We start from the raw sequence: 23,992 nt of genomic DNA, 5'->3' as shown, positions 1-23,992 counted from the left end.
GCAAAGCGCCCTAAGCGCTCAGCGCCGCCAACACTCGTGCCCATGACCGCGTGCCTTTGTGAAAGCTTTCCATATCGTATTTCTCGTTGGGGCTATGGATTTGGTCGTCATCCTTGCCAAAGCCGATCAGCATCGCATCCATATCGAGGATCTGTTTGAAGTAGCCGGCAATCGGGATCGACCCGCCGCAACCGATATAGGCGGCGGTGTCGGGCCATTCATCGCTCAATGCGCCGCGCGCGGCCTCGAAGGCGGGGTTTTGGGTGGACATCACCGAGGCAGGCGATGCGCCGTGCCCGCGAAATTCCACATCGCAATCGGGTGGCAGCATGGATTTCACATAGGTGCGAAAGCTCTCGCGCAATTTATGCGGATCCTGCCCGCCAACGAGGCGAAAGCTGATCTTGGCGCTGGCGCGGGCGGGCAGCACGGTTTTGAACCCGTCGCCGGTATAACCGCCGGTGATCCCGTTGACTTCGCAGGTCGGGCGCGACCACACCATTTCAAGCGCCGTGCGGCCCACTTCGCCCGCAGGGGTCGACAGGCCCACATCGCCAAGGAAGGCTTTTTCGTCAAAAGACAGCGCCTGCCACTGCGCGGCGATGTCGTCGGGCAACTCTTGGATGCCATCGTAAAAGCCGGGAACGGTGATGCGGCCTTGGTCGTCATGCAGCGCGGCGATGACTTTGGCTAGAACGCGGATCGGGTTGATCGCCGCGCCGCCAAAGAATCCCGAATGCAGGTCTTTGGTCGGGCCGCTGATGGTGATTTCCTCGCCCAAAAGCCCGCGCAGCATGGTGGTGATCGCCGGAGTTTTCGATTGGAACAACGCCGTGTCGCAGATCAAGGCGATGTCGCTTTTCAATTCTTCGGCATTGTCCGTCATGAAGGGGACCAAGGAGGGCGAGCCTGATTCCTCTTCGCCCTCGAAAAAGAATGTGATGCGGCAGGGCAGGGTGCCGTGCACCGATTTCCACGCGCGGCAGGCCTCGATAAAGGTCATCAATTGGCCTTTATCATCCGAGGAGCCGCGACCGCGAATGACCGGACCGTCGGGCCCATCCTCAATCGCGGGTTCAAACGGCGGGTTGTCCCAAAGATCAAGCGGGTCCACCGGTTGCACATCGTAGTGCCCGTAGAACAAAACATGCGGGGCGGCAGTGTCGTCGCCGACATGGCCCACGACCATCGGGTGCCCCGGTGTGGTGCGGATTTCGGCATCCACGCCAATGCTTTGCAAATCGCGCACAAGCCATTGTGCCGCGCTCAGGCAATCGGATTTATAGGCCGGGTCGGTGGAAATCGACGGGATGCGCATCAACGTGAGCAGGCGCGCGGTCGCAGCGTCAAGATCGGCATCAATACGTTCCAACACGGGGGCAAGAGCGGCGGCAGCATCGGCATTTAATGACATCGGAAAGCGTCCTTCATCTGTATTTCCAATAGCCTAACGCTCTGTGCGTCACTGTCCAGAGCGGCTTGATCGAAATCAATGTGGTAAAATAAATGCATGTCTAAAACGGTTGCGAAATGGGTGCACTAAGGGTATTCATTCATGAAATTGAATGGTTGATATTCCGGCTGAGGCCGCGACGTCATGGCGCGGGAATATCGACCTTCGCGGGGTGGGACTTTCCAAAAAGATGGTCTATATCCACGCGGTAAGAGCAAGACGGAGGACTGCCCGTGGACTACACGGCCAAGCTGGATCAAGCCATCAACAGCCTGCACGATGAAGGGCGCTATCGCACCTTTATCGACATTGAACGCAAGAACGGGCAATTCCCGCATGCGACATGGACCCGTCCCGACGGGGCCGAGACGCCGATCACCGTATGGTGCGGCAATGACTATCTCGGCATGGGGCAACATCCGGTGGTTTTGGCCGCGATGCACGAAGCCATTGATGCGGCAGGCGCCGGATCGGGCGGCACGCGCAACATTTCCGGCACCACGGTCTACCACAAGCAGCTGGAAGCCGAATTGGCCGATCTGCATGGCAAAGAGGCGGCGTTGCTGTTTACCTCGGCCTATATCGCCAATGATGCGACGCTTTCGACGTTGCCGAAACTTTTCCCCGGACTGATCATCTATTCTGACGAATTGAACCACGCCTCGATGATTGAAGGCGTGCGCCGCAATGGTGGGGCGAAACGGATTTTCCGTCACAATGACTTGGCACATCTGCGCGAACTTCTGGCCGCCGATGACCCTGCTGCGCCGAAGTTGATTGCCTTCGAATCGGTTTATTCGATGGATGGCGATTTTGGCCCGATTGAAGAGATTTGCGATCTGGCTGATGAATTCGGTGCGCTGACTTATATTGACGAGGTGCACGCCGTTGGCATGTACGGCCCGCGCGGTGGCGGTGTGGCCGAACGCGACGGGTTGATGCACCGCATCGACATCATCAATGGCACATTGGCCAAAGCCTATGGCGTCATGGGGGGCTATATCGCCGCGTCGGAAAAAATGTGTGATGCGGTGCGCTCCTTTGCGCCCGGATTCATTTTTACCACCTCGCTGGCACCGGCAATTGCGGCGGGGGCGGCGGCCTCTGTGCGGCATTTGAAAACCGACACTGCCCTGCGTGAGCGGCACCAAACCCAAGCCAAGATCCTCAAGACCCGCCTCAAGGGTTTGGGATTGCCGATCATCGATCACGGCAGCCATATCGTGCCGGTGATTGTCGGCGATCCGGTGCACACCAAGAAACTGTCGGATATGATGCTTGAGACCTACGGTATCTATGTTCAACCGATCAACTACCCCACGGTTCCGCGCGGCACCGAACGGTTGCGGTTTACGCCGTCGCCGGTGCACGGATCGGGCGAAATGGATCATCTTGTCAAAGCAATGGACGCTCTTTGGAGCCATTGTGCGCTGAATCGCGCCGAATTGGCCGGCTAACCAGTGGGTAAGGTGCAATCTGGGTTGCACTGTGCTATGCATCCATAAAGAAATAAGCAACTCGAATCGGGGATGGTTCGGGGCGTATTCTGAAGTGGGGCAGCAACGATGATCAGGCGCAAATTGTCGCGCGATAAGGTCGAAGTATCCGTGGATCAACCGCGCGGCTTCGATGCGTTTGAATTGCGTCTTGGCGACACCATGCGCGGGGAACGCGCCACAATGGGCAAAAGCTTGCTTGATGTGCAGCGCGAGCTCAGAATTAAGGCCTCCTATATCGCGGCGATCGAAAACACCGATCCTTCTGCTTTTGATACGCCCGGGTTTATTGCGGGTTATGTGCGCTCCTATGCGCGCTATCTGAATATGGATCCCGATGCCGCCTTTGCGCAGTTTTGCACCGAGAGCGGCTTTTCCATCGCGCACGGCATGTCGTCGGAGGCCTCCAGCCCGCGCCGCGAGGCAGCCCCTGCGCAACGGGCCGAGAAAGATCCCTTTGGCGGGGTCGCCGCACCCTTTACACCGATTGGGGACAGCTTCCTGTCGCGGATCGAACCGGGTGCCATTGGCTCGGTTCTGGTTCTGGCGTTGCTGATTGGCGGCATTGGTTATGGCGGCTACAGCGTTTTGAACGAAGTGCAACGGGTGCAATTCGCGCCGGTTGAAAACACCCCGACGGTCCTTTCGGATCTGGATCCGCTTGAGGGGGCGATGATTGCGTCGTCCGGGACAGACGAGATGCGCGCCGCCGACACGGGTGAGAGCCCGACCGGTATTTTCGCGCCGCCCGCAAATGCGATGGACCGGCTTTATCGGCCGCAGGCCCTGGACGTGCCTGTGATGGTCGCGCGCGACGCGCCGATCTCGATGCTGGACCCGTCGATGGTCGGCACATTTTCCGGTCAGTCCCCCAATTTCGGCCAATCGCCAAATTCTACGCCAATGATGGCGGATGCGCATATGGCGGATCATACCCCTCAAAACGTGCAAGTCGTCGAAGGCCCTGCGCCTGAGGTTGTCGTCGTCGCGGCCCGTCCGGCATGGGTGCGCGTGCGCGCCGCCGATGGCACGGTGATCTTCGAAGGCATCATGAACGCCGGTGACCGTTACGCAGTGCCCGCTACAGAAGAGCCCGCGACCCTGCGTGTGGGCGAATCCGGCGCTATCTATTTCGCCGTCAACGGGCAGCATGTCGGCCCCGCCGGGCCAAGCGGCTCTGTCACCTCGAAACTGCCGCTGTCGGTCGCCCATTTGACCCAAACGTATCAAGTGGCCAGTTTGGAAAAAGACGGTGATTTGGCCCGCGTCGTGGCCGAATTGGTGGCGCCGCGCAACTAGGGACCTAAGGTCCGACATAGGCGCGCACCTGATCCACCCGGCGCTTTCTACTTTGTGTAAATATCCCCGCCGGAGGCGCTAATCTCTTTTATGCGCCTCGCGCCAAGGTGAGGAATGCCCGATTGCAGCCCCGCGCCCAAGAGCGTATCCAAAGGCAAAGCATTCCCGTGACCGACCCGAAAGGCCCGCTTCATGTCGCTCAATCATGTCCGCCCGTGGAAAAACATCTATCGCCGCAAAAGCCGCCAGATCATGGTCGGCAATGTGCCGGTCGGAGGCGATGCGCCGATCACTGTGCAAACCATGACCAACACCGACAGCGGGGATGTGAAGGCGACGCTGGGTCAAGTGATCGCCGCCGCAGAAGCCGGGGCCGATATCGTGCGCATTTCCGCGCCGGATGTCGCCGCGACCACCGCGCTCAAGGAAATCTGCCGCGAAAGTCCTGTGCCGATCGTTGCCGATATCCATTTCCATTACAAACGCGCGATTGAGGCCGCAGAGGCGGGCGCGGCATGCCTGCGGATCAATCCGGGCAATATTGGCGACGAGACCCGTGTAAAAGAGGTGATCAAAGCCGCCAAGGATCACGGCTGTTCGATCCGCATCGGCGTCAACGCCGGTAGCCTTGAAAAGCACCTCTTGGAAAAATACGGCGAACCGTGCCCCGACGCGATGGTCGAATCTGGCCTCGATCATATCAAGATTCTCCAGGACAATGATTTTCACGAGTTCAAAATCTCGGTCAAAGCCTCCGATGTGTTTTTGTCCGCTGCGGCCTATCAAGCTTTGGCCGAGGCCACGGATGCGCCGATCCATCTCGGGATCACCGAGGCAGGCGGGCTGATGTCTGGCACGATCAAGTCGGCGATCGGACTTGGCAACCTGTTGTGGATGGGCATCGGGGATACGATCCGCGTGTCATTGTCGGCCGATCCGGTCGAAGAGGTCAAAGTCGGCTATGACATCCTTAAATCGCTCGGCCTGCGCCATCGCGGCGTCAACATCATTTCCTGCCCGTCCTGCGCGCGGCAGGGGTTTGACGTGATTAAAACGGTCGAGGCGCTCGAAAAACGGCTTGAGCACATCAAAACCCCGATGAGCCTGTCGATCATTGGCTGCGTGGTGAATGGCCCCGGCGAAGCCTTGATGACGGATGTCGGCTTTACCGGCGGCGGTGCGGGCGCAGGGATGGTCTATCTTGCGGGCAAGCAGAGCCATAAGATGAGCAATGACAAAATGATCGACCATATTGTCGAGGAGGTCGAGAAAAAGGCCGAATTGATCGAAACGCAGATGGCCGCAGAGGCGGCGGAGTAGCCCAGAGGCCGGTGTTACGGCAGACGATCCTTGATATACCGTTCGATCACAGCAGGGGGCATTGCGCCGCTTAGCACCATATTTTCAAACACATAGGCGGGGGCATCGGTCATATCCATCGCCGCCATGAACGGCGCCGCCTCTTCCATCGAGAGCAGGCGGGTGCGAAACGGCACCTGCTTGGACAAGGCCCGTAAATCTGCCTCGGCTGTATCGCACGAGGGGCAGTCGGGGTGGCGGATCAGGGCGATGACAACGGGCGCGGCGGTTGGCCCGAAGCCGTCAGCGTTGCGGTCAAACAGCATTTTCCCATGCTGTGCGATTAACGACAGATCCCTTTCACGGTCCTCGGCATAAAGATCTGGCGGTTTGGGTTGCGCGGCCTCTATGGCATCGGCGATCACCTGTGGGTTGGCGTGTAAATACTGTGCAACCGCACGTCCGAAGGCGGCGCGTTCTGCGGGTGATAGGGCGGTGATATCGGTGGCATAGGCCGGCGCGGCGAGGATCCCCGTCGCTGCCAAGGTTGCCATAATGCGGCGCATGGGGTCAGTCCTTGCGAGCTTCGGCGACCAATTGTTGCATGCCATCAAACGGCACATAGCCACGCAGCATCCGATCTTCCAATACAAAGGTCGGGGTGCCGGAAATCTGCAGCCGTTGCGCAAGCGCATGATTGTCCGCGATCACTTGGGTGACCTCATCGGAGTTCATTTTCTCAAGCAGCGGCGCGGCCTCAAGATCAAGCTTTCGGGCAATTTTCGTCAGGCTCGCATCACCCACCCCGCCTTTATGAGCGATCAGCGCGTCATGCGCGTTTTTATAGGCGTCATCGCCGTGCAAGATACGCACCGCAATGGCAAACCGTGACGAGGCGACGGAGGCTTCGCCGAGGATCGGGAATTCCTTGATGATAAACCGGATATTGCCATCGGTCTTGATCAGCTTTTCAACATCGGCCACGGCTTTGCGGCAGTAGCCACAGCGGTAATCGGTGAATTCGACCAAGGTGATGTCGCCATCTAGGTTGCCACCGACCCAAGAGGTGGGATCTTCGAAAATATCCTTGGCGTTGACCGCAACCATGTCGACATCGCTTTGCGCTTGCGCGGCGGCCTGACGTTCTTCAAGCGTGTTGACCGCATCCATGATGACCTGCGGGTTTTCCATCAGATAGGCCCGCACTTCGGCGCCAAAGGCCTCTGTTTCGGCGCGGTTCATGTTGTTGATATCAAATGAAAATGCCGGTGTGGCCATGAGCAGGGCGCTGGTCAGGACGGCGGAAAAGGGTCGGGTCATCGGCTATCTCCGTTTCGATGCGGCTTTTGCAGCAAAGATCACATCCTGCGCCCGTTGCCAAGCGCCAGAGCCTTGCGGCAAAAGACCTGCGGCGCGGTTGGCATGAAGCGCCGCATCTTTCATCCGTCCGCGCAAAGCGTGGCGCTCGGCCACCGCCAAAGAGGCCATGCCGTGATTGCCAAGACGGGCGTAGGCCATGCCCAGATCGCGCATGGCATTGCCGTTTGTGTAATCACGCGCGCGAGATTTTTCTAACACGGTCAATGCCTTGCGTGTTGCATCGGCCGTGTCGAGTGCCAATAAGGACCGCCCCAATCCGGCGAGTATCAGCGGGTTGTTGGGGGCCATACGTGCCGCGCTTTCATAGGCCCCGACGGCGGCGCGGAATTGCCGCCTCTCGATCAATATCTGTCCTTTGAGTTCCATGAAATACGGATCTTTGGGGCGCATCACGATCGCGCGATCCAAGGCGGCCAGTGCTGCGCTGGTTTTACTCTGGCGATGGTAGGCAATGGCTTGGCGCATCAATGTGATATCAGCAGAAACGCTTTCCTTGGCGCGGCGCATGGTCCATTTCGGGGCGCGTTGAAACGCCGAAAGTTTGCCCTTGGCGCGGTCGAACCAATAACGGGCGGCATCGCTGTCGCCGTCGGGCACTTTGCCTTTGAGCCCCGCAGTGGCGGCTTCCAACCGGCGGTACCTGTCGCGGCTCAGCGGGTGGGTGCGCGCATAGGGATCCTGCCGCGCCGCACTCAGCGTCTCTTGGCCTTTGAACATGGATTGCACTTCGAGTGCGCCTTTGGGATCAACGCCGGCCCGCACCATATACCGCAGGCCGGCATTGTCTGCGGCGCTCTCTTCATCGCGGGTATGGGCCATAAAAGATCGTGCCGCCGAGGAGCTGATCCCGAGGCCGACGCCGGAAGCCGCTTGCACATTACCCGAGGCGGCGGCCGTGGCGGCGGCCAAGGCAATACCTATCCCCGCGACCGAGCGCATATTGGCCATGTTGTTGCGGCGCCGGGTCAAATGCCCGCCTGCGATATGGGCGGCTTCATGGGCGATCACTGATTGCAATTGCGCCGCCCGCTCCATGCGCAGGATCAAACCGGAGTGGATGAAAATATGATCACTATCAATTACATAAGCATTGAGGTTGCTGTCGTTGATGACCAAAACCTTGACGCGGTTGGGGCTGAGCCCTGCGGCTTTGAGCAAAGGTGCGGCCAATTGGCCAAGCGCATATTCGATATCGGGGTCACGGATCAGGCTGGCGGCGCGGGCCGGGGATGCCAGCATCAGCATGGCGAGCGAAGCCACCGTGACGGCGGCGTAGAACGAGCGTAGAAGACGCATTGACGAGGGGCCTCATTGCCTGTGACAAGTGGTGGGGCCGGACATTGTGTTCCGGAACCCGATAAGTGATGCAGCTTAGGAATAAATAGATGCGAACATCAAGGCGCGGCGCGGTCGATCCCTTTATCGTGATGGATGTCATGGAGGCGGCACGGCAGGCCGAGGCCGAAGGGCACCGCATTATTCACATGGAGGTCGGTCAACCGGGCACGCCGGCGCCGGCGGGCGCGCGGTCCGCTTTGACGCGCGCGATGGAGCAATCGCCCTTGGGATATACCGTCGGTCTGGGATTGCCCGAATTGCGGGCACGGATCGCAAGGCTTTATGGGGATTGGTATAATATTGATCTCGATCCGGCCCGCGTGGTGGTGACATCCGGATCGTCTGCGGGGTTTATTTTGGCGTTTACCGCGCTGTTTGACGCGGGCGACCGGGTTGGTATTGGCATGCCGGGCTACCCGTCTTACCGGCAGATTTTGAAGGCGCTGGATTTGGATGTGGTCGCCATCGAGGCACAGGCGGAAAACCGCTATCAATTGGTGCCGCAGGACTTTGCAAATCTGGACTTGCAGGGCCTGCTTGTCGCGTCTCCGGCAAATCCGTCCGGCACGATGTTGGATCGCGGTGCATTGTCGGCATTGATGGGCGCGGCCGCAGAGCAGGGCGCGAGCTTTATCTCCGACGAGATTTATCATGGCATTGAATATGAGGCCAAAGCTGTCAGCGCTTTGGAGATCAGCAATGAAGCCTATGTCATCAATTCCTTTTCAAAATATTTTTCGATGACGGGCTGGCGCATCGGATGGATGGTGGTGCCCGAGGATCACGTGAGGGTGATTGAACGGCTGGCGCAGAACCTGTTTATCTGTCCCCCGCATGCCAGCCAGATCGCCGCGCTCGGCGCGATGGAATGCGACGCGGAATTGCAAGCAAATCTGGAGGTTTACAAGGCGAACCGCAAGGTGATGCAAGAGGGGCTTCGCGCCGCCGGATTTGACCGGTTCGCGCCGCCGGACGGGGCATTCTACGTCTATGCGGATGTCAGCGATATCACCGATGACAGCCGCGCCTTCGCTGATGAGATATTGCGCGAGGCGGGGGTTGCTGTGACGCCGGGGCTGGATTTCGATCCGGATCGCGGCGCCGGAACATTGCGGTTTTCCTATGCGCGCAGCACCGAGGATATCATTGAAGGGCTGGCGCGGCTCAAGACCTTTATGGCAGAGCGCGGGCATGTTTGACGTGGCTTGGGTTTTGGGCGTCGATGCGGTATCGTTCGGGACAAAAAGATACCGCAGACGGATGGAAGTGCAGGATAATCAATAAGATGCTTGGTGGTCTTTATCTTCGCCTTTGTCTGGCCGTGTTGCTCATGGCGGTGATGCCCGCCGATGGGTATGCGCAGCAAGCCTCTACCACCTCTTCTTATACTTCCGCGTCCCCGCCGGCATTCAGCGCTTTGGCGCGCGCGGATCCGGCGGGCAGCCAAATCCGTGACACTTGGGGCGGGATGGAGGTGGCGTTGCGATTGAGCCAAGGCGTGCCTTATCGTGTGTTTACCTTGGATGCGCCGCCGCGTCTGGTCCTGGACTTCCGCGAGGTGGATTGGTCGCAATTGAATCGCGAAAGCTTGCTCAATGCGGATCGTGCCATCGGGGTGCGAATGGGGGGATTCCGGCTTGGCTGGTCGCGCATGGTGGTGGATCTGGCGGCGCCGCTGGCGTTGGACGGGGCAAGCATGCAGGTCAATTCACGAACCGGTGCAGCAGAGTTGACCGTGTCGCTGACCAAGGCGACGCCGGAAGAATTTGCTGCCATGGCCGGGGCGCCCCGCGATCCGATCTGGGATTTGCCCGCCGCCCAAGCCTTGCCGCGCAAACCGGCGCCGGGGCAGGCGGATGGCCCGATGGTGGTGGTGATTGACCCGGGCCATGGCGGCATTGATCCCGGCGCGCAAAGCGGCAACACGAGCGAAAAGGATTTGACCCTACGAATCGCAAGAGAACTTGAAGAAGCGTTGATAAGGAACGGGAACTACACGGTTTATTTGACGAGGGATTCGGATATATTCGTCTCGCTTGAACGTCGTGTGGCGATGGCCCATCGCGCCGGTGCGGATGTATTTTTGTCGCTGCATGCGGATGCTTTGGCCGAAGGTTTGGCGCATGGGGCAAGCGTGCACACCCTGTCGCACACGGCCTCGGATCGGGCGTCGTCGCGGCTTGCGGAACGACACGACCGTGCCGATATGTTGTCCGGCGTGGATTTGAGTGGCAAGGACGACGAGATCGCAGATGTGCTTTTGGATTTGGCGCGGTTGGAGACGCGGCCACGGTCGGAAGTTTTGGCCAAGGCGATTGTCCAAGCGATGCGCGATGCGGGCGGTCCGGTGAACAAACGCGCGCATCGGCACGCGGATTTCTCGGTGTTGAAGGCGGCGGATATTCCGTCGGTTTTGATCGAGATGGGATATATGTCGAGCCCGCGCGATTTGGCGAATTTGCTGGATGCGGCGTGGCGTGCGAAAATGATTGCGGCGATTGTTACGGCGTTGGATGTCTGGCGCGCCGAGGATGCGGCGGCGGCAGGATTGCGGCGGCAGTAGAGCGCGGGGGCGCCGCGAATGCGCAAAGCCTTGCGTGCGCGCAGCTGTGACGCGGATGTGTTTTGACCCGACGCCCGCGCGCGCGTATATGGGGTGAAATTGGTGTGGGGGCCGGCCTTTGTTCAGATTCATCTTTTCCATCTTCGGGGCGCTGTTCAGCCTTGTAACGCTCGGCTTGATGATGGTCGCGGTGACCATTGGCGCGGTGTTCTGGATCTATGGCCGCGACCTGCCAAGCCATGAATTTCTCAAGCAATATCAACCGGCAACGATCAGCCGGATTTATTCGGGCGAGGGGCAGATCATCGACGAATTTGCCAAGGAACGCCGGCTTTTTGCGCCTGCCGACGAAATTCCCGATCTGGTCAAATACGCGTTTATCTCGGCGGAAGACAAAAATTTCTATTCGCACAAAGGGTATGATGCGCGCGGGATGATCTCGGCGGCGGTGGACGCGGTAAAGTCGCGGGGCCGAGATGTGCGCGGGGCGTCAACGATCACGCAGCAGGTGATGAAGAATTTCCTGCTTTCCGGTGATCGACAGGCCGAACGCAAGATCAAGGAAATCATTCTGGCAACACGGCTGGAAAAGAGCCTGAGCAAGGATAAAATTCTCGAACTGTATCTCAACGAGATTTATCTGGGACAGAATTCCTACGGCGTTGCAGCAGCGGCGCAGACCTATTTCAACAAGCCTCTGACGGATCTGGCCCCGCATGAGGCGGCGTTCTTGGCCTCCTTGCCGAAGGCGCCGTCCGATTACCATCCGGTCCGCCGCAAGGAACGGGTGACCAAACGGCGCAATTACGTTCTGCGCGAGATGGCGGAAAATGGTTACATCAGCCAGGAGGTTTATTTGGCCGAGCGGGAACTGCCGCTCAAATCGGTGCAAAATGGGGACTTTGAACCCTTCCGCGATCAATTGCCGCCGCGTGATTATTTTACCGATGAAATCCGTCGCCAATTGAGCAAGGATTTCGGCGAGGAAGAATTTTTCTCCGGCGGGATGACCGTGCGGGCGACAGTTGATCCCGAAATGCAAATCGAAGCCGCCGATGCATTGCGCCGCGAGCTGGAAGCCTATGATCGCGGGCTTGGCGTTTGGCGTCCGACCGGCAAAACCTTGCCCGAAGACGTGCTCGGGGACGAAGCCGCATGGCGTGAAGCGCTCGGCGCGGTGTCCATTTCGCGCGATATTGATCTTGAGGCGCAGTGGTATCCGGCCGTGGTGTTGGAGATCGGCAAGACCGACGCGCGCATCGGGATCGAGAATGTCGCAGAGGTCGAGGGCGGGCATTGGATCCCTGCCAAGGACGTGCAATGGGCGCGCCGGATGAATGCGGATGGCAAATTGGGCAGCAAGGCGCGTATTGCGGCGGATCTGCTCAAGGTGGGCGAAGTGGTTCTGGTGCGCCGTATGGTCGCCGATAGCGACGGTAGCTTTATTCGTTGGACCCTGCGCCAAGTGCCGCAGGTGCAAGGCGGGTTCATGGCAATGGACGTCAACACCGGCCGCGTGATCGCCATGCAGGGCGGGTTTTCCTACCAGCATTCGGTGTTCAACCGTGCCACCCAAGCGCGCCGCCAACCCGGTTCGAGCTTCAAGCCCTTTGTCTACGCCTCGGCGCTCGACAGCGGCTATACCCCGGCGACAATCGTGATTGACGCACCGATCGAGATCAACACGCCGCAGGGCCTTTGGCGCCCGCGCAACTCGTCGAACAAATTTTACGGGCCGACGCCGCTGCGCACGGGGATCGAACAATCGCGGAACCTGATGACCATCCGTCTGGCTGAAGAGGTGGGTATGGATGTTGTCGCCGATTACGCCGAACGCTTCGGGGTTTATGACAATATGGGTCGGTTTTTGGCCAATTCTTTGGGCTCCGAGGAAACCACATTGTTCCGCATGGTGGCGGCCTATGCGATGTTCGCCAATGGCGGAGAGCGGGTCGAGCCTACCTTGGTCGACCGGGTGCAGGACCGGTTTGGCAAGACGATTTACCGGCATGACAAACGCGCTTGCGTGGATTGCGAAGCACCATTCTTGCCCGAGGGGGTGGGCCCGCGCATCGTATCGAATCGCGACAGGGTCATGAATGCGATCACGGCCTATCAATTGACCTCGATGATGCGGGGCGTGGTTGAGCGGGGCACAGCGGCGCGCACGGTGGGATTGTCGGTGCCTGTGGCCGGCAAAACCGGCACCACCAACGAGGCCAAAGATGTTTGGTTTGTGGGCTTCACCAGCAATATCGTCGCGGGATGTTTCATCGGGTATGACAATCCGCGGCCTATGGGGCGCGGGGCGACGGGCGGCCGCATGTGCGGTCCGGTGTTTCAGCAATTTATGCAAAAAGCTACGGCCAAATACGGCGGCGGTGATTTCGAAATCCCCCCCGGCGGCCACTTCATCAAAATTGACCGGTTCACCGGTGCGCGTTTGTCCGATGAGGCCAGCGGCGATTACGTCGTGGCGGAGTATTTCCGCGATGGCGAAGAACCGATTTTCGGCATCACCTTTGATGGTGGTTTCGCAATGGGCGAAGGATTGCCGTTGATCGGACGCGACGGCGGCGAGGGGGGCAAACAGGTCACGACATCCACGGGTAAGAAAGCCACTGTCGGTCCGAAAGCCAGCTTTGGATCGCTCAGCGCCGGCGGGCTGTATTAGGTCTGTAGCCTCGGGTCTCCGGCAAAGCACGCAAAGCAACGCCATTTATGTCGGGACGCCGCGCGATTTTGTGCCCGAGCCACCCGCGCCGGTATATCCGGCATCCTGTTCGCTGACCGATCCGGGCGCAGAGCTTTCGCGACCGGATGAAGGGGCGGCGTTCTTGTGCCTTTGGCCTGATTCTTGTCGGGTGCCTGCCATCTCTTTGCGGTTCATTGGCCTATACCTCGCGTGGCATTTTTAGAGTGGTGCGCCGGAGTGACGGGAATGGCGGCGCGGCGGCATCTTCGCCTATGCCAAAGGGGGGGCTGGCCTTGCGAGCGCGCGCGAGGCCCACTATAGGTGAACCCCCGTGCGGCAAGGCGCGCGCGGGGTTTAATTTCGAGGGATGAACATGCGCGCAGAGCTTCAAAACACCGTGGCCGAGATCGAAAAATCGCTTGAGCTGCTGTATCAACGGATGGATGGCGAAACCGCGCCGCACCGTTTGGAAGAATTCAACGCGCGCGTTGAAGATCCGACCCTATGGGATAACCCCGAGGCGGCGCAAAAATTGATGCGCGAACGGCAGATGCTGGTGGATGCAATCGGCACCTATGACAAGATCAAACAAGAGCTTTCCGATCATCTCGAGATGATTGAATTGGGCGAAATGGAGGACGACCAAGAGGTCGTCACCGATGCGGAAGAGGCGCTTGTGTCTCTGGCGGTTGTGGCCGCCGAGAAAGAGTTGGAGGCGCTGCTCGACGGCGAGGCCGACAGCAACGACACCTTCCTCGAAATCAATGCCGGCGCGGGCGGCACCGAAAGCTGTGACTGGGCGTCGATGCTGGCGCGGATGTATGTGCGTTGGGCCGAGAAAAAAGGCTATAAGGTCGAACTGCAATCGGAAAGCCGTGGCGACGAGGCGGGGATCAAATCCGCCGCCTATAAAATTTCAGGGCATAATGCCTATGGTTGGCTCAAATCCGAAAGCGGCGTGCACCGTTTGGTGCGCATTTCGCCCTATGACAGCGCCGCCAAACGCCACACCTCGTTTTCTTCGGTTTGGGTCTATCCGGTGGTCGATGACAATATCGAAATCGATGTGAACCCTGCGGATATCCGTATTGATACCTACCGGTCGTCCGGCGCAGGCGGGCAGCACGTCAACACCACGGATTCGGCGGTGCGGATCACCCACCATCCGACGGGCATCGTGGTGACCAGCTCCGAGAAATCACAGCACCAAAACCGCGATATTGCCATGAAGGCGTTGAAATCCCGACTCTATCAATTGGAGTTGGATAAGCGCAACGCAGCGATCAACGAGGCGCATGAAAACAAGGGCGATGCGGGGTGGGGCAACCAAATCCGGTCCTATGTTTTGCAGCCCTACCAGATGGTCAAGGATTTGCGCACCAGCTATGAGACATCGGACACCAAAGGCGTTCTTGATGGCGATCTCGATGGCTTTATGGCCGCGACATTGGCGATGGATGTGTCGGGCAAAAGCCGTGCAGAGGCACAAAACGAGTAACGCACTGCCTTCGGTTTTGACGCCTCGGTCTACAGGAACGCGCCGCTGATCACAGGCGGGCCGTGCTTGGTGGATTATCCTTTTGCCTTTCCCCTGCAGCGCACGATCTCGACCGTTGAGGTATGATCTTCTGTGTGGCCCCCATTGATGCGGTTAATGGCGGCGTCAACGCGATTGCCGTATGACATGATCGGGACGGGGTGATCGCAGCGGCGCAAACTGCCAATGCCTGCCACAAGGGCCGCTGCCTGACGTGCCAATGGCGGTCAAAGATTTTTTCCAACGTGGTGGCGGGTACCCGTCGACGAAGGGGGCGCCGCTGTTGCATGACGGTATTCCCACACTCGATACGCTTGCCATCGGGCGGGGCGGCAACTGACCCGGCTGTGGACGGATGATCCGGTCATGTTGTAAATCGGCCATGCCTATCACAATGCGGCCAAATATCCGCATAATCACCCGCCGTGGGGCGCGATGCACCGAACACAGGTTCAAAGTAACGCGTTGAGGCCAAAGAGATTTTACACTGCGCACTGCGGCGCAGGGTTGATTTGGGCGTCAAAACAGGTTCTGCTTGGCGATGGTATCACAGGAGCGGGGACGGGGTATGGAGGAGACAGCACAGCCAGTGCCGCAAACGCCGGGGCGGCGCACCGACGAAGATGCGCCGCCGCAGCTTGGCGCGCCACAGATGCGCAGGGTGACATGGGCGATGTTGGGGCAGTCTTTGCGATTGGCATGGGGCGATATGAGGCGTGCGCCGGTCTTTGGCCTGATGTTCTCCAGCGTCTATGTGTTGATCGGCTACGGCATGGCGATGGTGACATGGGCGACGGGGCAAAGTTATTGGCTGGTCTTCGCGGCCATCGGCTTCCCTTTGATCGGGCCGTTTGCTGCGGTGGGACTATACGAAGTCTCACGGCGATTGGAGCGCGGCGCGCCGCTGAATTTTTATAAGATTTTCGGCGTGGTCTTCAACCAAAGTAAACGACAATTGCCGTCTATCTGTGCCGTGATCATCATCGTGTTTTTGTTCTGGTTCTTCCTGGCGCATATGATTTTTGCGCTGTTCCTCGGATTATCGACCATGACGAATATCTCGTCGAGCTATGAGGTTTACTTCACCGCCAACGGGTTGACGATGATCGCGGTTGGTACGGTGGTGGGGGCAGGTTTTGCGATGCTGCTCTATAGCATCACGGTGATGGCATTGCCGCTTTTGCTCGACCGTGAGGTGGATTTTGTCACCGCGATGATCGTCAGTGTGCAGACTGTGACGGCAAACTTTGTGCCGATGCTGCTTTGGGGCGTCTTCATTGCGGTGGCGACCTTTGCGGCATTGCTGCCGTGGTTCTTGGGGCTGTTCTTCACCCTGCCGCTGTTTGGTCATGCGACCTGGCATCTATACCGCTTGACCGCGATCGAGGGCAGCACGCGCGATTAGGACCTATTGGAACTGTTCATCCGGCCGCAACAGACGCAGATGGAAGGGAGACAGATCCTCGCGGTTGCAAATCCCTGCTGTGCGCGCCGTGGTCAGGATTTCACCGGTCTGATTGCCCAGATGTTCATAAACCATGCGCGTCGCGCGGCGGCCCGTGACGCTTTCGCGCACGGTGCGGGTGGCATAGCCTTCAAAGAAATTCGCTTGGAACGAGGTCACTTTCGACAGGAAGTTATAGGTGCAGGTCATCGCATGCCGATGAGACACCAGCGCCGCGATGCCCTCTTCCTGACGCAGGACCAGACCGCGAAACTCGCGCGCGTCCTTGGTGGCCTTCAGGCCTTGATGCAGCATTGCCTTTTTCGGCTCGAACCCGCGCATCAATGTATAGCCGTCCTTGCGCGTCACATACAAAAGCCCACGGGCATAGAGGCTGTTGTCGATAAAGGCACGGCGTGAAAAGCGGTAAAATCCCGAAGGAAATTCCGTTTCCGGCAGGTTGGTCGATCCATGTCCGACATATTCTGCGATTTCCGGGTGTGACAATAATCCGGCGCTGATCGGCGACAGGTTCTCGACCGGTTCGAGCAGAATACGGGCGTCAACGTCAAAGAAGTTGCAGATTCGGTGCAAAACATCGGGGCGCGGGAAGCTTTCACCGGACAGATAGCGATTGAATTGTGTCCGGTTGATTCCCAAATCGCGGCAAAGTCCGGCAACCGAAGGGTAGTTCCGGCTCAAACTCCGCAGGTTCTCACCAAAGATTCCGCGCAATTCGACCGGGTCTACATGCCTGTCACGATTTTGAACCTTTTCGGACATTTATCCCCCCGTATTTAAGCGCGAACCTCCGAAATATTGGTTTCCCGTAGGTTGAATGCGCCATATCCGCATCTTTGTGACGCTAGTTTGATCCTCGTGGGTGCTTAATAGCATCACATCGCGTGAGATGCGACACAAAATTCGGGTGAGGCGACACTGAAATGGGAATGTTTTTTACCCGCCGGATGCTCAACCTTGGTTGTAGGAAATAAAGCTCACGAAACGACATTGAGGGGATGACAATATGTTCGGCGTAGTTCTTTGGAGCGATACCCAAGACCAAAAAGCAGTGATCTGGTGCGAGGATCATGGCGACCTTGCATTCTATAATGCGGGTCAGGAAACCGATGCGCAAAGCTGCTTTGACGGCTGCTCTTTGGATGCTGGCGATTTGGTTCAATTCGAGATCGACACCGCCGAAGCCACGCGGATCGCGCGCAATCCGCGTTTGATCGCCGAAGGGCAATATCCGACCCTCGCCGCCGAGCTGGCTGGCAAGACAGCGGCGCCTGCGCCCGCCTCCGAAGGCAATGTTGTGCCGTTCCGGCCGGCGGGTGGCGGTGCGATGGCGCGGCGCAATCGCGTTGCATCTGCGGCGCATTAACGTCCCCCAAGGGCCCGCGCGCTCCCTCGCGCCGCGCCGGCACTACTGCCAGATGGCCCCACGGCCTCCGGCTTGATGCTCCCTGGTGTGCAGGTTCCCTCACTTGCGCGCCGTCCCAAGGAAAAGGGGCGCCGTGTTCTCCCGGCGCCCCTTTTTGTGTTTTGTGACCCCTGATTTTAGAGGATGCTATGCAGCATGTTGGCGGCCCCCGTGCCGGGCTGCGTTACACGCCGCGTGACAGAGCCGCGACGCCGGTGCGCGCCACTTCCTCGAGGCCCAAAGGACGCATGAGATCGGCAAAGGCGTCAATTTTCTCCGGCGTGCCGGTGATTTCAAAAACAAAGCTCTCCAGCGTGCTGTCGACCACATTGGCGCGGAAGATATCCGCAAGCCGCAGCGCCTCGACCCGTTTGTCGCCTTCGCCCGCGACCTTGAAAAGTGCCAATTCGCGCTCGACCGAGGCGCCTTCGACGGTGAGATCATGCACATCATGCACGGGAACGATACGGCCCAGTTGGGCTTTGATCTGCTCGATCACCTGCGGCGTGCCGGTGGTGACGATGGTGATCCGCGACAGCTTCCCGAGGTGATCCACCTCGGCCACGGTCAGGCTTTCGATATTGTAGCCGCGCCCCGAGAAAAGACCAATAACGCGGGCCAGAACGCCGGCTTCGTTATCGACCAGAACCGCCAATGTGTGGCGTTCGGTGACGTCGGAGAAATTCGGACGCAGGTTATAGGCTGAATGTTTGTTGGAGCCTTTTTTGATTTTTAGAGCAGACATTTAAGTGCCTTCCTTAATGTAGTTGATCAAGCGCCAAGGCCCCCGTTCGGGGGCGCAAGGCAAGGCTTAAACCAGAACTGCGCCCTTGGCGCCGATGGCATCACCGGTGGAATCATTGCCCATCAGCATTTCATTGTGCGCGGCGCCCGAAGGAATCATCGGGAAGCAGTTTTCATGCTTTTCAACGAGGCAATCAAAGATCACCGGCCCATCATATTCGAGCATCTCGATGATTGCGTCATCGAGTTTTTCAGGATCGTCACAGCGGATGCCTTTGGCGCCAAAGGCTTCGGCCAATTTCACGAAGTCAGGCAAACTTTCGGACCACGAATGGCTGTAGCGTTCGCCATGCAGCAATTCTTGCCATTGGCGCACCATGCCAAGGCGTTCGTTGTTCAAGATGAATTGTTTCACCGGCAAATCAAACTGGATTGCCGTACCCATTTCTTGCATGTTCATCAGCCACGAGGCTTCGCCTGCGACGTTGATCACAAGGCTTTCGGGATGGGCCAGTTGCACGCCGATGGATGCGGGGAACCCGTACCCCATCGTGCCCAGACCGCCCGAGGTCATCCAACGATGCGGATCGTTAAAGCCCAAGAACTGCGCCGCCCACATTTGGTGTTGGCCGACTTCGGTGGTGATGTAACGGTCGTGATCCTTGGTCAGCGCCTCAAGCCGTTCAAGCGCATACTGCGGCTTGATGATCTTGCCGGTCTGTTTGTAGGACAGGCAATCGCGGGTTTTCCATTCCTCGATTTTCTTCCACCATTTCGCCATGGCTTCGGTATTTGTTTTACGCCCGCGGGCTTTCCACACTTTCAAAACATCTTCGAGAACATGGCCGACGTCGCCGACGATCGGAATATCGGCGCGGATCACCTTGTTGATCGACGAGGGGTCAATATCGATATGAACCTTGGTGGAGTTCGGGCTGAAATGGTCAATCGTGCCGGTGATGCGGTCGTCAAACCGCGCGCCGATATTGATCATCAAATCACAGTCGTGCATCGCCATGTTGGCCTCATAGAGGCCGTGCATGCCGAGCATCCCGAGCCAGCCTTTGCCATTCGCCGGATAGGCGCCAAGCCCCATCAACGTCGAGGTGATCGGCGCGCCGGTGGCATCGACCAATTCGCGCAAAAGTTGGCAGGCGGCCGAGCCGGAGTTGATCACCCCGCCGCCAGTATAGAAAATCGGGCGTTTGGCGCGTTCCAAAGCATCGACCAATTTGGTGATCTCATCCATGTCGCCTTTGACTTGCGGTTGGTAATGCGAGGTGCGGGTTTTGGTCGGAGCCTCGTAGGTGCCATTGGCGAATTGCACGTCTTTTGGCACGTCGATGAGCACCGGACCGGGGCGGCCCGATGTGGCAACGTGAAAGGCCTCGTGGATGGTCGAAGACAGCGCATCGGTTTCGCGCACCAACCAATTGTGCTTGGTGCAGGGGCGGGTGATGCCGACGGTATCGGCCTCTTGAAAGGCGTCATTGCCGATCATGAATGTCGGAACCTGACCCGAGAACACGATGATCGGGATGCTGTCGAGCAGCGCATCGGTCAATCCGGTCACGGCATTGGTCGCGCCGGGGCCGGAGGTCACAAGCGCCACACCGGGTTTGCCGGTCGAACGGGCATAGCCTTCGGCGGCGTGGATCGCGGCTTGCTCATGGCGCACAAGGATGTGCCGAATGGCGTTTTGTTGAAAGATCTCGTCATATATCGGTAGTACCGCGCCGCCAGGATAGCCAAAGACGACTTCAACGCCCTGGTCCTTGAGCGCTTGCACCACGATTTTTGCTCCGGTCATCTGACGTGTCATCTTGTTTGCTCCGTGACTGACGTATCTTGTTCGATCTGCAATAAAAAAAGCCCCCGTTTTGGCGGGGGCGCATGGGGTTCCCTGATGGGTGCCGTTACCGGCCCATGCGCCAAAATCCTACATTTACGACGAGTGTGCCCATAATCGGGGACTCCTTTGATTGCGTTTGTGACATTATGGGGCTGGCATAAGGGCGTCAACCGCGTTTTGCGCCAAGAATCTATCTTGAGGCGCTATTTTTCGGTAATTTTATTGCGCCATCTGCGTATTCGCCGGAATTTTAACAAATATCACAGCCGAAATGCGGACGTTTCGCCAGCGGCGCGGCCAAGGCCCCATCGCGGCATAACAAAGTCGTCCCGATCGCGGCTTGTGTTGGTGCGTGCCTCCTAGCGTTTACCGCCTGCGGGGGAGGGCAGGTGACGCCCATGGCCATGCTGATGTTTGTGCCGGACGGATCGCGGCAGGATATGGTGTGAAAACGGCCGCGCCGGTTGCGCGGCATCCCTATTTGTTTTGCCGGTGACGGAATGGAAAAGCCCCGCTATGGGAGGCGCAAATCCGGTGCCGTAAGAGAGCGTCGGTTAGCCGCGCTCGCTGCTGCGCTTGGGGCTGAGGTCCGGCAGGGCAATATTGGCGACCTGCTCGGAAATCGGATCGTTCGACAAGGGATGCGCCGGTGCCTCATAGTCATCGGGGTTGGCCACTGGTTGCCACGTCCCGCCCGAATAGACCTCGAGCCCGGAAAACCGCGCTTTATACCCCATTTTGTCGCTGCCGGGCACCCAGTAGCCGAGGTAGACATAGGGCAGGCCCGCATCCTGTGCGATCTGGATATGGTCGAGGATCACATGAGTGCCAAGGCTGTCTTGCGGGCGATCAGGGGTATAAAAGCTGTAAACCATGCTCAACCCGTCAGAGAGCACATCGGTCAGGCAACTGCCGACCAATTCCTCGGTCTTGCGATCGGTGTATTCAATGACGCGGGTGCGGATCGGCGTTTCTTCGATCATCGCAGCAAATTCGAACACATCCATATCGGCCATCCCACCATCGGCGTGACGGGTTTCCAGATAGCGGCGGAACAGTTCGTATTGTTCTTCGGTGGCCCAAGGCGACGTGGCGCGGCGGGTCAAATGCGCATTGCGCTTCAAAATCCGCTTCTGGCTTTTGGTCAGCTTGAAGGTTGACACATCAATGCGCGCCGAGAGGCAGGCCGCGCAATCGGTGCAGGAGGGGCGATAGAGCACGTTCTGACTGCGCCGGAAGCCTTGATGCGACAGAGAGTCGTTCAGCTTCTCGGCGCTGTCGCCTTGCAGGGAAGTGAACAACTTCCGCTCCATCCGGCCCTCAAGATAGGGGCAGGGTTGCGGGGCCGTCACATAAAATTGTGGCGCAAGAGGCAGAGTATGGCGCATCGAAACTCCGTTACGCAGGATTCACATAAAAAGATAACAATGATCTCTCATAGCGCCAACCCTTGTTTAAAATTCGGTTAATTGTCACGTGAACTACATAAAAACATGACTGCGGCTGCGGTGTGGCAGGGGCGTGATATGATTCTGACCGCTGCGAATCCCTTTGAGACATCTTGTTGTCGTCTGGCAATTTGTGGCTTGGCGGTGGCGCGTTTGGTTTTGCGGCGCGGGTCTTGTGCGCTCCGCATTGGCGGTGGCCTTGCTGTGCTCTTGCCCAAAATCTAGATGTTTCACCGCTGCCATGTTCGGTCGAAGGGTCGTCAGGGTTCGGGCCGCGTCTTGCAACAGAGGGCGGCGGCGGGCGTGCGCCGCCGTCCTTCGGGTCAATATCCGGCGCGCTTGTTCAATGCCACGGTGCCGATCACATGGTCGGTCAATCCCTGTCCGCGCGGCGTCATCAACATCATCACCACAGAGGCGATTTGCACGGGAAAAACGGCAAAGGACATCGTCGTGCCAAGCGTATGTGCGGCGGCCATCGGCAGGCTCAGCGGTGCGCCGTTCAACGTGCGCATCTCGATGGCCATCAACCGCATGCCGGGCGTGGCAGAGCGGTTGGCAAGGCTCATGGTGCGATAGACAAAGCTGATGACCGCATAGAGCAGCGGCGCGAAAAAGCTTAGGATAAACAGCGAAAGAACAATGGCGATCAAGGTCAACAGCGCGATCAAAACCACGTCCACCAAGAACGCCAACAAACGTTTAGTCGCCACATCGGCGTAAAACTCCGGCTGGGTGTCGGGGTCAGGTAGAAAACGCGGATCGTCGGCATGGGGCATCTTGGGGCTCCTGAAAGGGGGAATCGCGGGGGCAGGGGTCTCCCCACCGCAGTAAAGCAAATAAATCCCCGCCCGCATATTGTTACACGCGGGCGGGGCAAAGACGGGCCGCTTGGGAGGTCCGTCCTTTAGAGGTTAGGCCTTGGGGTGATCGGCCTCGGGATCGGCTTGCGCGGGGGCGGCGGCCCGTTCGGCACGGTCTTCCATAAAGGCGTCAAATTCGGATTTATCCTTGGCCTCGCGCAGGCGTTGCAAGAAGGCTTCGAACTGCTCTTGCTCGTCCTCGAGACGGCGCAGGGTTTCCGTTTTGTAGGCATCAAAGGCCGAGTTGCCCGAAGGCTTCAACGCCGACATGCCATGATGGGTAGAGCGGGTGCGGCGGGTGCAGTTTTTCGAAAACATTTTTTTACTCCATATCATATAGGCCAGAAGGGCAAGGCCGACGGGCCAAGCAAAAATAAAGCCGAGCACCATGGCGGCGATCCACGCGCCTTTGCCTTTGCTGTCAAGCCATGCCTCGCTGCGCGCGAGCCAACTCATGGGCTGTGCTGTGGTGTGGGTGGTTTGGGCGGCGAGGGTCATGTTTGTCTCCGGTATTTGGGGGCTGTTTGTTTGGCCCCTTGGGTAATGTTTATATCTTTCACATTGATAAGATGGGTCTTTGGGCGTGATTTGCCAAGAGGGTATGTGAATGTTTTTTACATTACCTTGTATTATTGAATAAAATCAAATAATTGTGCGCCGGACAATCGCAAAACCTCTTGCGGGGCGAGGGCGAAGATATGGCGCGGCGTGCCCGCAGCGGCCCAAATTTCGGCAAAATCCATCAACCGTGGGTCAAGAAATGCGCGCGGCGGTGTCAAATGGCCAACCGGCGCGACACCGCCGATGGCAAATCCGGTTTGCGCGCGGATCAATCCCGCGTCGGCCTTGCCCAAAGCTTCGCCTGCCAAATGGCTGGCCTTGGCGGCATCGACGCGGTTGCCACCCGCCGTGATGAACAGAAGCGCCGCACCGCTGTCTTCGCCGCGAAAGATGATGGATTTGGCGATGGCATCGATGTCGCAGCCCGCCGCATCCGCGGCCTCTGCCGCCGTGCGGGCCACCCCGACCTCGCGGATGTCGACCGCGACGCCCGCCTGTTCCAGCGCGGCGCGCACCCGTTTCAAACTTTTGCTCATCTGTTCTCTCCCTGTGCCGTGTTGCGCCCAGTATTCGCGTTGCCAGTATTCGCGTTGC

Annotated in this window: 21 protein-coding genes; 9 read left to right on the top strand and 12 right to left on the bottom strand. The window is 58.6% G+C overall.

The features are described 5' to 3' along the window. Positions 1-10: 10 nt before the first annotated feature. The gene (locus DI396_RS05720; protein WP_110795207.1) at positions 11-1,414 is read right to left on the bottom strand and encodes a M20/M25/M40 family metallo-hydrolase; all 1,404 of its coding nucleotides are present in this window, start codon (positions 1,412-1,414) and stop codon (positions 11-13) included. Positions 1,415-1,686: 272 nt separating this feature from the next. On the opposite strand from DI396_RS05720, the gene hemA reads away from it, so the two are divergent. The 3 genes from hemA to ispG all read left to right on the top strand — a co-directional run bounded on the left by hemA (position 1,687) and on the right by ispG (position 5,568). Then, entirely contained in the window at positions 1,687-2,910 is a 1,224-nt protein-coding gene (gene hemA / locus DI396_RS05715; protein WP_110795206.1) for a 5-aminolevulinate synthase, read from the top strand. A 108-nt stretch (positions 2,911-3,018) separates the two neighbouring features. Beyond that, positions 3,019-4,248 carry a helix-turn-helix domain-containing protein gene (locus tag DI396_RS05710; RefSeq protein ID WP_110795205.1) on the top strand — a complete coding sequence of 410 codons (1,230 nt, stop codon included), beginning with the start codon at positions 3,019-3,021 and terminating at the stop codon, positions 4,246-4,248. Positions 4,249-4,440: 192 nt separating this feature from the next. Continuing rightward, entirely contained in the window at positions 4,441-5,568 is a 1,128-nt protein-coding gene (gene ispG / locus DI396_RS05705) for a flavodoxin-dependent (E)-4-hydroxy-3-methylbut-2-enyl-diphosphate synthase (RefSeq protein ID WP_110795204.1), read from the top strand. Positions 5,569-5,582: 14 nt separating this feature from the next. On the opposite strand, the gene DI396_RS05700 is transcribed toward ispG, so the two are convergent. The 3 genes from DI396_RS05700 to DI396_RS05690 are packed head-to-tail and all read right to left on the bottom strand — an operon-like array spanning position 5,583 to position 8,223. Continuing rightward, on the bottom strand, positions 5,583-6,113 hold the full coding sequence (locus DI396_RS05700; RefSeq protein ID WP_110795203.1) for a hypothetical protein: 531 nt from the start codon (positions 6,111-6,113) through the stop codon (positions 5,583-5,585). A gap of 4 nt (positions 6,114-6,117) precedes the next feature. Continuing rightward, positions 6,118-6,867, bottom strand: coding sequence for a DsbA family protein (locus tag DI396_RS05695; protein WP_110795202.1), 750 nt, complete (start codon positions 6,865-6,867; stop codon positions 6,118-6,120). 3 nt (positions 6,868-6,870) lie between these two features. Further along, complete coding sequence (locus DI396_RS05690) at positions 6,871-8,223, bottom strand: M48 family metalloprotease (RefSeq protein ID WP_110795201.1); 1,353 nt, start codon at positions 8,221-8,223, stop codon at positions 6,871-6,873. Positions 8,224-8,312: 89 nt separating this feature from the next. On the opposite strand from DI396_RS05690, the gene DI396_RS05685 reads away from it, so the two are divergent. The 3 genes from DI396_RS05685 to DI396_RS05675 all read left to right on the top strand — a co-directional run bounded on the left by DI396_RS05685 (position 8,313) and on the right by DI396_RS05675 (position 13,502). Next, positions 8,313-9,464 carry a pyridoxal phosphate-dependent aminotransferase gene (locus DI396_RS05685; protein WP_110795200.1) on the top strand — a complete coding sequence of 384 codons (1,152 nt, stop codon included), beginning with the start codon at positions 8,313-8,315 and terminating at the stop codon, positions 9,462-9,464. An 86-nt stretch (positions 9,465-9,550) separates the two neighbouring features. Then, the gene (locus DI396_RS05680; protein ID WP_204362799.1) at positions 9,551-10,828 is read left to right on the top strand and encodes an N-acetylmuramoyl-L-alanine amidase; all 1,278 of its coding nucleotides are present in this window, start codon (positions 9,551-9,553) and stop codon (positions 10,826-10,828) included. 118 nt (positions 10,829-10,946) lie between these two features. After that, the gene (locus DI396_RS05675) at positions 10,947-13,502 is read left to right on the top strand and encodes a penicillin-binding protein 1A (RefSeq protein ID WP_110795199.1); all 2,556 of its coding nucleotides are present in this window, start codon (positions 10,947-10,949) and stop codon (positions 13,500-13,502) included. A gap of 45 nt (positions 13,503-13,547) precedes the next feature. Here the strand turns inward: DI396_RS05675 and DI396_RS16410 are convergent, their stop codons facing one another. Next, entirely contained in the window at positions 13,548-13,718 is a 171-nt protein-coding gene (locus DI396_RS16410) for a hypothetical protein (protein WP_162617163.1), read from the bottom strand. A gap of 178 nt (positions 13,719-13,896) precedes the next feature. Here DI396_RS16410 and prfB point away from each other — a divergent pair, with 178 nt between their 5' ends. Then, complete coding sequence (gene prfB, locus DI396_RS05670) at positions 13,897-15,021, top strand: peptide chain release factor 2 (RefSeq protein ID WP_110795391.1); 1,125 nt, start codon at positions 13,897-13,899, stop codon at positions 15,019-15,021. A 691-nt stretch (positions 15,022-15,712) separates the two neighbouring features. Then, positions 15,713-16,465 (top strand): DUF2189 domain-containing protein, encoded by a 753-nt coding sequence (locus tag DI396_RS05665; RefSeq protein ID WP_235851768.1) that lies wholly within the window; start codon positions 15,713-15,715, stop codon positions 16,463-16,465. Between the two features lie 3 nt (positions 16,466-16,468). Here the strand turns inward: DI396_RS05665 and DI396_RS05660 are convergent, their stop codons facing one another. After that, positions 16,469-17,287: a helix-turn-helix domain-containing protein gene (locus tag DI396_RS05660; RefSeq protein WP_110795197.1), complete on the bottom strand. Its 819-nt coding sequence runs from the start codon at positions 17,285-17,287 to the stop codon at positions 16,469-16,471. Between the two features lie 244 nt (positions 17,288-17,531). Here DI396_RS05660 and DI396_RS05655 point away from each other — a divergent pair, with 244 nt between their 5' ends. Further along, complete coding sequence (locus DI396_RS05655; protein WP_110795196.1) at positions 17,532-17,891, top strand: hypothetical protein; 360 nt, start codon at positions 17,532-17,534, stop codon at positions 17,889-17,891. A 223-nt stretch (positions 17,892-18,114) separates the two neighbouring features. On the opposite strand, the gene ilvN is transcribed toward DI396_RS05655, so the two are convergent. The 6 genes from ilvN to DI396_RS05620 form a co-directional block, all read right to left on the bottom strand. Continuing rightward, complete coding sequence (gene ilvN, locus DI396_RS05650; protein ID WP_110795195.1) at positions 18,115-18,675, bottom strand: acetolactate synthase small subunit; 561 nt, start codon at positions 18,673-18,675, stop codon at positions 18,115-18,117. A 66-nt stretch (positions 18,676-18,741) separates the two neighbouring features. Then, complete coding sequence (locus DI396_RS05645) at positions 18,742-20,496, bottom strand: acetolactate synthase 3 large subunit (RefSeq protein WP_110795194.1); 1,755 nt, start codon at positions 20,494-20,496, stop codon at positions 18,742-18,744. A 584-nt stretch (positions 20,497-21,080) separates the two neighbouring features. Further along, entirely contained in the window at positions 21,081-21,914 is an 834-nt protein-coding gene (locus DI396_RS05640; protein ID WP_110795193.1) for an arginyltransferase, read from the bottom strand. Positions 21,915-22,297: 383 nt separating this feature from the next. Further along, complete coding sequence (locus tag DI396_RS05630; RefSeq protein WP_110795191.1) at positions 22,298-22,753, bottom strand: RDD family protein; 456 nt, start codon at positions 22,751-22,753, stop codon at positions 22,298-22,300. Positions 22,754-22,888: 135 nt separating this feature from the next. Next, positions 22,889-23,335 (bottom strand): DUF2852 domain-containing protein, encoded by a 447-nt coding sequence (locus DI396_RS05625; protein WP_110795190.1) that lies wholly within the window; start codon positions 23,333-23,335, stop codon positions 22,889-22,891. Positions 23,336-23,466: 131 nt separating this feature from the next. Continuing rightward, positions 23,467-23,934, bottom strand: a complete 468-nt coding sequence (locus DI396_RS05620) for a YbaK/EbsC family protein (RefSeq protein ID WP_110795189.1) — start codon at positions 23,932-23,934, stop codon at positions 23,467-23,469. Positions 23,935-23,992 lie beyond the last annotated feature (58 nt).

Origin of the sequence: Litorivita pollutaquae (genome assembly GCF_003205515.1) — a bacterium.
In the GTDB taxonomy this organism is placed as follows: domain Bacteria; phylum Pseudomonadota; class Alphaproteobacteria; order Rhodobacterales; family Rhodobacteraceae; genus Litorivita; species Litorivita pollutaquae.
Note: the sequence above shows the minus strand (reverse complement) of the source record. Positions and strands in the feature narration are given on the sequence as shown.